This is a genomic window from Oerskovia sp. NPDC056781 (genome assembly GCF_042789955.1).
GTDB classification, from domain to species: Bacteria; Actinomycetota; Actinomycetes; order Actinomycetales; family Cellulomonadaceae; genus Oerskovia; species Oerskovia rustica.
On record NZ_JBHUAD010000201.1, the window covers coordinates 1 to 7,451 of the forward strand.

Genomic DNA, 7,451 nt, shown 5'->3' on the forward strand with positions numbered 1-7,451 from the left:
GTGCATGGGCGGCCAACCGGGCCGGCCACGCACGCGGACGCAGAATTCACCTCACGTCACGTAGGACGGAGATCAGAGACGAGCACCCACGTACTGCGTGAGCGAGACGAGCGAGCTGGAGTAGCCCCACTCGTTGTCGTACCAGGCGACGACCTTGACCAGGTCGCCGCTCACCTTGGTGAGCTTCGAGTCGAAGATCGAGGTGTGCGGGTCCGTGACGATGTCCGAGGAGACGATGTCGTCGTCGACGTACTTCAGGACGCCCTTGAGCGGGCCCTCTGCGGCAGCCTTGACCGCAGCGTTGACCTCCTCGACCGTGACGGTCTTCGAGGCGGTGAACGTGAGGTCCGTGGCCGAACCGGTGATGACGGGGACGCGCATCGCGAAGCCGTCGAGCTTGCCCTTGAGCTCGGGGAGCACGAGGGCGACGGCCTTGGCCGCACCGGTCGAGGTGGGGACGATGTTCTGCGCGGCCGCACGGGCGCGACGCAGGTCCTTGTGGGGGCCGTCCTGGAGGTTCTGGTCACCCGTGTACGCGTGGATCGTGGTCATGAGACCGCGCTCGATGCCGATCGCGTCGTTGAGGGCCTTGGCCATCGGGGCGAGGCAGTTCGTGGTGCACGACGCGTTGGAGATGATGTGCTGCGTCGCGGGGTCGTACTGCTCGTGGTTCACGCCGACGACGAAGGTGCCGTCCTCGTTCTTCGCCGGAGCGGAGATGATGACCTTCTTGGCGCCGGCCTCGATGTGAGCCTTGGCCTTGGTCGCGTCGGTGAAGAAGCCGGTCGACTCGATGACGATGTCGGCGCCGAGCTCGGCCCAGGGCAGGTTCGCGGGGTCGCGCTCCTCGAGGGCACGGATGGCCTTGCCGTCGACGATGATGTTGTTCTCGTCGAAGTCGACGCTCAGCGGGAAACGACCCAGGACGGTGTCGTACTTCAGCAGGTGCGCGAGCGTCTTGTTGTCCGTGAGGTCGTTGACACCCACGATCTCGATGTCCGCCCCCGACGCGATGATGGCGCGGAAGAAGTTACGTCCGATACGACCGAAGCCGTTGATACCGACGCGGATGGTCACAATGCCCTCCTCAGGGCGCGCCGGTGTTTCCGACGCACACGGTTGATGCCGAACGATCACGTACTACGGCGTACGTAGGTGGTAACGGCGAAGTACTCCCCCACTGGATGCCTCGCGGCGTGGACTCCGGGGATCTCGCAGGGCCACAGCGACAGCTGCGACTCAACAGGGTCCCGAAGACCTCAGTGAAGGAGCACGTCTTTGTCACCTGACATCCCCGATCCTATACCCAATGCTCCCCATCCCGTGACCTGGAGGCGGATCTGAGACGCCCACGGACGCACCGTGGGAATGTGACCGGGGTCCGAGACCGACATCACACCCGGCGCGCCGACCATGTCCGCTCGACGAGCGCGCCGGGCCCCCACGAGAACGTGCAGCGGCCCCGCCGCACCCGCGGACGAGGCGGCCCGGCCGTCCCGTCAGACGTCGAGCAGGTCCGGGCTCAGGCCGGCCTCGGTGTCCGGGATCCCGAGCTCGGCCGCCCGCTTGTCGGCGGTCGACAGGAGCCTGCGGATACGGCCCGCCACGGCGTCCTTCGTCAGCGGCGGCTCGGCGAGCTGACCCAGCTCCTCGAGCGAGGCCTGCTTGTGGGCGAGCCGCAGCTCCCCCGCCTCCCGGAGGTGGTCCGGCAGGTCGGGGCCCAGGATCTCGAACGCACGCTCGACGCGGGCCCCGGCAGCCACCGCAGCCCGGGCCGACCGGCGCAGGTTCGCGTCGTCGAAGTTCGCGAGCCGGTTGGCCGTCCCGCGCACCTCGCGGCGCTGGCGCCGCTCCTCCCAGACGACCACGGTCTCGTGGGCCCCGAGGCGGGTCAGCATCGCGCTGATCGCCTCGCCGTCCCGGATCACGACCCGGTCCACCCCACGGACCTCGCGCGCCTTCGCGGCGATCCCCAGTCGCCGCGCGGCGCCGACGAGCGCGAGCGCCGCCTCGGGCCCGGGGCACGTCACCTCGAGGGCCGACGAGCGTCCGGGCTCGGTCAGCGAGCCGTGCGCCAGGAAGGCGCCGCGCCACGCGGCCTCGGCCTCCCCGACCCCGGCGGAGACGACCTGCGGCGGCAGCCCGCGCACCGGGCGGCCCCGGTTGTCGAGCAGGCCCGTCTGCCGGGCGAGCGACTCGCCGTCCTTGACGACCCGCACGACGTACCGGCTGCTGCGTCGCAGCCCTCCGGCCGAGACCACGATCAGCTCGCTCGTGTGGCCGTACACGTCGCTGATCGTCTGCCGGAGCCGACGGGCGGCGATCGCCGTGTCCAGCTCCGCCTCGATCACGATGCGCCCCGAGATGATGTGCAACCCTCCGGAGAACCGCAGCATGGCAGAGACCTCCGCCTTGCGGCAGGAGGTCTTGTCCACCTTGAGTCGCGCGAGCTCGTCCTTCACCTGTGCCGTCAACGCCATGCCGACATCCTCCCATCAACGAGCAACGATCGTGACCGCCTTCTACCAGGAGACGCGCCGTGGCACGGCACCACGGCGACCGTGCGGCCAACCTCTCGAGCTCCTGCATAGAGCGCTGGGGGCCCTGTCGCCGACCGGTGCCGGACGGTCACCGACAGCGGCCTGCTCGCACGGGTTCGTCGTGGCCGGTACGCCTCAGCCCGAGGCGGTACCCACGTCTCCCAGGGCCCCGTCGAAGACGTCGCGCAGAGCGGCCGCGAGCCGCAGCGCATCGTGCCGCGGCGTGCCGTCCGACCGCCCCACCTGGCGCAGCAGCAGCCGGGCGCCCGTGCGGGCCGACTCGTCCGCGAGCAGACCGACGTCGTCGACCGCGCTCGGGTCCGCGAGCACCGCGTCGATGCGGAGGCTGGGTGCGTGCTTGTGCAGGGCCTCGAGATGGTCCGTGGCCGTCAGCCCGTAGGTCTCGCCCGAGCTGTTCGAGAGGTTGAGGACGACGCAGCGCCGGGCCGTGGTCTCGTGCAGGGCTCGCGCGAGCTCGGGGACGAGCAGGTGCGGCATGACCGAGGAGTACCAGGAGCCCGGTCCGAGGACCACCCAGTCGGCGCCCATGACGGCGTCCACGGCCTCGGGGCAGGCCGGCGGGTCGGGAGGCACGAGCCGGAGCTGCTCGATGCGTTCGTGGGTCACCGCGACCTGGCTCTGCCCGACGATGGTCGCCAGGCCCTCGGCCGTCCGCACGTCGACCTCGATGCCGAGAGGGACCGCGGCCATGGGCAGGACCCGCCCCCTGGCGCCCAGGAGCCTGCCGACCCAGTCGAGACCCGCGACCGGGTCGTCGAGCAGCTCCCACAGCGCGACGATCAGGAGGTTCCCGACCGCGTGCTGGTCGAGGTCGCCGCTCGAGGAGAACCGGTGCTGCAGGACCGAGCTCCACGTCCGGCCCCACTCCGAGTCGTCGCACAGGGCCGCGAGCGCCATGCGCAGGTCCCCGGGCGGGAGCACACCGAGCTCGGTGCGCAGGCGCCCGGAGGATCCGCCGTCGTCGGCGACCGTCACGACGGCCGTGATCCGGTCGGACATGAGTCGCAGCGCCGAGAGCGTCGCGGACAGGCCGTGCCCGCCGCCGAGCGCGACGACCGCCGGGTTGGCGAGGGTCACGACTACTCCTTGCCGAGGTCGCGGGCCGTCACCGTGACGCGCTGCCCCACGGCACGCAGCCGCTGGGCGAGCACCTCGGAGATGGCGACGGACCGGTGCTTGCCGCCCGTGCAGCCCACGGCGATGGTCACGTACCGCTTCTCCTCGGCCAGGTAGCCGGCCAGGACGGGCTCGAGCGCACTGACGTACCTGTCGACGAACTCGAGGGCCCCCGGGCGGGCCAGGACGTAGTCCCGCACGGCCTGGTCGCGTCCGGTGAGGTGCCTCAGCTCGGTGATCCAGTACGGGTTCGCGAGGAACCGCATGTCGACGACGTGGTCCGCGTCGAGCGGGATCCCGTACTTGAACCCGAAGGAGACCACGTTGATGCGCAGCGTGTCGGGGGTCCCCTGGGCGACGGCGGCGCGGACCTCCCGGGCGAGGTCGTGGACGTTGAGCTCGGAGGTGTCGATCACGACGTCGGCCCGCTCCTCGACGCTCGCGACCAGCCGCCTCTCCTCCGCGATCCCGTCCAGGATCCGCCCGTTGCCCTGCAGCGGGTGCGGGCGTCGAACCTGCTCGTAGCGACGCACGAGGACCTCGTCGGACGCGTCGAGGAACAGGATCCGGTAGAAGACCCCGGCGTCGCGCAAGTGCTTGAGGACGTCGAGGAGGTCGGTGAAGAAGCCGCCTCCGCGCACGTCGACGACGGCCGCGATCCGCTGCACGCTCGACCCTGCCCGGGTCATCATGTCGACGAGGGGGACGAGCATGCGCGGCGGCATGTTGTCGACGACGTACCAGTCCAGGTCCTCGAGCACCGCGGCCGCCCGCGAGCGCCCGGCGCCCGACATCCCGGTGATCACCAGGACCTCGGCGTCGGACCGCTCAGGGGCGTGCGTGGTCGCCTCGATCGCGGGGATGCCCTGCGGGACGGTCGTCGGGGAGGGTTCGGTGCTCATGTCACCAGCATGCCAGCCGGTCGCGGAGCGCCGGGCCCGGACGACCCCTGCGGGCGTCCCGGGCGTGTCCGGCCCCAGGCCCCCGCCCGACGACGCCGCGCACCTCGCGCGGCGCGGTCCACGCGGGCGAGCACCCGCCCTGAGAGGTCACGCCGGTGCCCCCTCCTCGGACGCGTCGGTCACCGGTGCGGCGTCCTCGGGCGAATCGGTCGGGGCGTCGTCGGGCGCCGCGCCGCGGGCGGGTGACGGCGTCGTGGGTCCGAGCGCCGTCACGACCGCCGCCGCGGTCGCAGCTCCCATGCCGGGGACGGTCGCGATCTCCTCCGCAGACGCCGCACGCAACCGCTTGAGCGAGCCGAAATGGGTGAGGAGCGCCTTCTTGCGCGCGGGCCCGAGACCCGGGACGTCGTCCAGCACGGACACGGTCATGGCCTTGCCGCGCTTCTTGCGGTGATAGGAGATCGCGAACCGGTGGGCCTCGTCCCGGACCCGCTGCAGCAGGTACAGCCCCTCGGAGCTTCGCTGCAGGATCACGGGGTAGTCCTCCCCCGGCAGCCAGACCTCCTCCAACCGCTTCGCGAGCCCGCAGAGCGCGACGTCGTCGATCCCGAGCTCGGCGAGGGCCCGGGCGGCCGCGGCGACCTGGGGCGGCCCGCCGTCGACCACGACGAGGTTGGGCGGGTAGGCGAAGCGGGCGGCGCGACCCGCAGGGGCGTCCGCGCCCACCTCGCCCGAGCGCGGGACGTAGCCCGCAGCGACGGCGTCCGCGTCGCGCGCGGTGTCGTCGTCGGCCCCCAGGTCCATCTCGACGTCCGTGGCCTGGGAGCGGTCCGCGAGGTAGCGCTTGAAACGACGCGTGATGACCTCGTGCATGGCCGCGGTGTCGTCACGCGCGCCCAGTCCCTCGGGGCCGCGGATCGCGAAGTGGCGGTACTCGCTCTTGCGCGCGAGCCCGTCCTCGAAGACGACCATGGACGCGACCTGGTGCGTGCCCTGCGTGGTGGACACGTCGTAGCACTCGATGCGCAGCGGCGCGGTGTCGAGGCCCAGCGCCTCCTGGATCTCGCGCAGCGCCTGGCTGCGGGTGGTCAGGTCGCCCGCGCGACGCGTGCGGTGCAGCGCGAGGGCGTGCTCGGCGTTCTTGTGCACGGTCGCCGCGAGCTCGCGCTTGTCCCCGCGCTGGGGTACCCGCACGTCGACCTTGGCGCCCCGCAGGCCCGTGAGCCACGCGACGACCTGCTCGGTGTCGGGCGGCAGGACCGGGACGAGGACCTCCCGGGGGACGACGCTCGACGACGGGGTCGAGGAGTCGCCGAGGGCTTCGTCGACCGAGCCGTAGACCTGCTGCAGGAGGTGCTCGACGAGCTCGGCGTCGGTCACGTCCTCGACCTTCTCGACGATCCAGCCACGCTGCCCACGGATGCGGCCACCGCGCACGTGGAAGACCTGCACCGCGGCCTCGAGCTCGTCACCCGCGAGCGCGAAGATGTCCGCGTCGGTCGCGTCGCCGAGCACGACGGCGTTCTTCTCCATGGCCCGCTCGAGAGCCAGGATGTCGTCGCGCAGGCGGGCGGCCTGCTCGTACTCCATGGCTGCTGCCGCCTCCTTCATCTTCGCCTCGACCCGGCGGATGAACTTCGCGGTGTCACCCGCCATGAAGTCGCAGAAGTCCTCGGCGAGCGCATGGTGGTCCTCGGGCGTGATGCGGCCGACGCAGGGCGCCGAGCACTTGTCGATGTAGCCGAGCAGGCACGGGCGCCCCGTCTGCTGGGCCCGCTTGAGGACGCCCGCCGAGCACGTGCGGACCGGGAAGACCCGCAGCAGCAGGTCGAGCGTCTCGCGGATCGCCCAGGCGTGCCCGTAGGGACCGAAGTAACGGGTCCCCGGGCGCTTGGCGCCACGCATGACCTGCGCGCGCGGGAACTTCTCCCCCAGGGTCACCGCGAGGTACGGGTAGGACTTGTCGTCGCGGTACTTGACGTTGAACCGCGGGTCGAACTCCTTGATCCACGAGTACTCGAGCGCGAGGGCCTCGACCTCGGTACCCACGACCGTCCACTCGACCGAGGCGGCCGTCGTGACCATCGTCTGGGTGCGGTAGTGGAGGTTCGACAGGTCCTGGAAGTAGCTGCCGAGGCGCGCACGCAGGTTCTTCGCCTTGCCGACGTAGATGACGCGGCCGTGCTCGTCGCGGAAGCGGTACACGCCCGGTGACGTGGGGATCTCCCCCGGTGCGGGGCGGTACGAGGACGGATCAGCCATGTCCGCCAGCCTAGGACAGCGCACCCACAGTCAGGACCCGCGTCGGCGCGCGACACGTGACGCCCGTCACACACGAACGCCCGACCGCCGCTAGGGTGACCGCATGGGCGCCCTTCACTCCTACGCCGCGACCGTCCGCTGGACCGGCGCAGGCCAGACCGGAACCACCACCTACACCGCGTACAGCCGGGACCACGACGTCGATCTCGCCGGTCGGCCGACGCTCCCCGGCTCGGCCGATCCCGCGTTCCGCGGCGACCCGAGCCGGTACAGCCCCGAGGAGCTGTTCGTCGCGAGCCTGTCGCAGTGCCACATGCTGTGGTTCCTGCACCTCGCGTCGGCCGCGGGGGTCGTCGTACGTGACTACACGGACGAGGTGACCGGCACCATGCGGGTCGAGTCCGCGGGCGCTGGTCAGTTCACGGACGTCACGCTGCACCCGCACGTCGTGGTCGACGACGGGCCCGGGGTCACCGAGTCCGCCGTCGCCGAGATCCACCGCCGCGCGCACGACCACTGCTTCCTGGCGCGCTCGGTGAACTTCCCCGTGCTCCTCGAACCTGCGCCGTTGCGCACGCACGCGGCCTGAGACGGCGCCAGGGCACCCGGG

General features: G+C 71.5%; 6 protein-coding genes. 1 reads left to right on the forward strand and 5 read right to left on the reverse strand.

Annotated elements, in window-relative coordinates:
- Positions 1-72: 72 nt before the first annotated feature.
- From gap to uvrC, 5 genes are all read right to left on the reverse strand, one after another.
- Positions 73-1,077 carry a type I glyceraldehyde-3-phosphate dehydrogenase gene (gene gap / locus ACFRCR_RS14920; protein WP_030152463.1) on the reverse strand — a complete coding sequence of 335 codons (1,005 nt, stop codon included), beginning with the start codon at positions 1,075-1,077 and terminating at the stop codon, positions 73-75.
- A 422-nt stretch (positions 1,078-1,499) separates the two neighbouring features.
- On the reverse strand, positions 1,500-2,480 hold the full coding sequence (whiA, locus tag ACFRCR_RS14925) for a DNA-binding protein WhiA (RefSeq protein WP_030152462.1): 981 nt from the start codon (positions 2,478-2,480) through the stop codon (positions 1,500-1,502).
- A gap of 195 nt (positions 2,481-2,675) precedes the next feature.
- Positions 2,676-3,638: a uridine diphosphate-N-acetylglucosamine-binding protein YvcK gene (yvcK, locus tag ACFRCR_RS14930; RefSeq protein WP_377678600.1), complete on the reverse strand. Its 963-nt coding sequence runs from the start codon at positions 3,636-3,638 to the stop codon at positions 2,676-2,678.
- 2 nt (positions 3,639-3,640) lie between these two features.
- The gene (gene rapZ / locus ACFRCR_RS14935) at positions 3,641-4,579 is read right to left on the reverse strand and encodes an RNase adapter RapZ (protein ID WP_191796842.1); all 939 of its coding nucleotides are present in this window, start codon (positions 4,577-4,579) and stop codon (positions 3,641-3,643) included.
- Between the two features lie 147 nt (positions 4,580-4,726).
- The gene (uvrC, locus tag ACFRCR_RS14940) at positions 4,727-6,841 is read right to left on the reverse strand and encodes an excinuclease ABC subunit UvrC (RefSeq protein ID WP_377678603.1); all 2,115 of its coding nucleotides are present in this window, start codon (positions 6,839-6,841) and stop codon (positions 4,727-4,729) included.
- A 103-nt stretch (positions 6,842-6,944) separates the two neighbouring features.
- On the opposite strand from uvrC, the gene ACFRCR_RS14945 reads away from it, so the two are divergent.
- A complete protein-coding gene (locus ACFRCR_RS14945) occupies positions 6,945-7,430 on the forward strand; it encodes an OsmC family protein (protein WP_191796840.1) in 486 nt (161 codons plus the stop codon).
- Positions 7,431-7,451 lie beyond the last annotated feature (21 nt).

What these genes read in the sequence shown, in the direction of transcription:
- rapZ (WP_191796842.1), bottom strand. Translation starts at nt 4,579, where the DNA reads ATGAGCACCGAACCCTCCCCGACGACCGTCCCGCAGGGCATCCCCGCG.
- whiA (WP_030152462.1), bottom strand. Translation starts at nt 2,480, where the DNA reads ATGGCGTTGACGGCACAGGTGAAGGACGAGCTCGCGCGACTCAAGGTG.
- ACFRCR_RS14945 (WP_191796840.1), top strand. Translation starts at nt 6,945, where the DNA reads ATGGGCGCCCTTCACTCCTACGCCGCGACCGTCCGCTGGACCGGCGCA.
- uvrC (WP_377678603.1), bottom strand. Translation starts at nt 6,841, where the DNA reads ATGGCTGATCCGTCCTCGTACCGCCCCGCACCGGGGGAGATCCCCACG.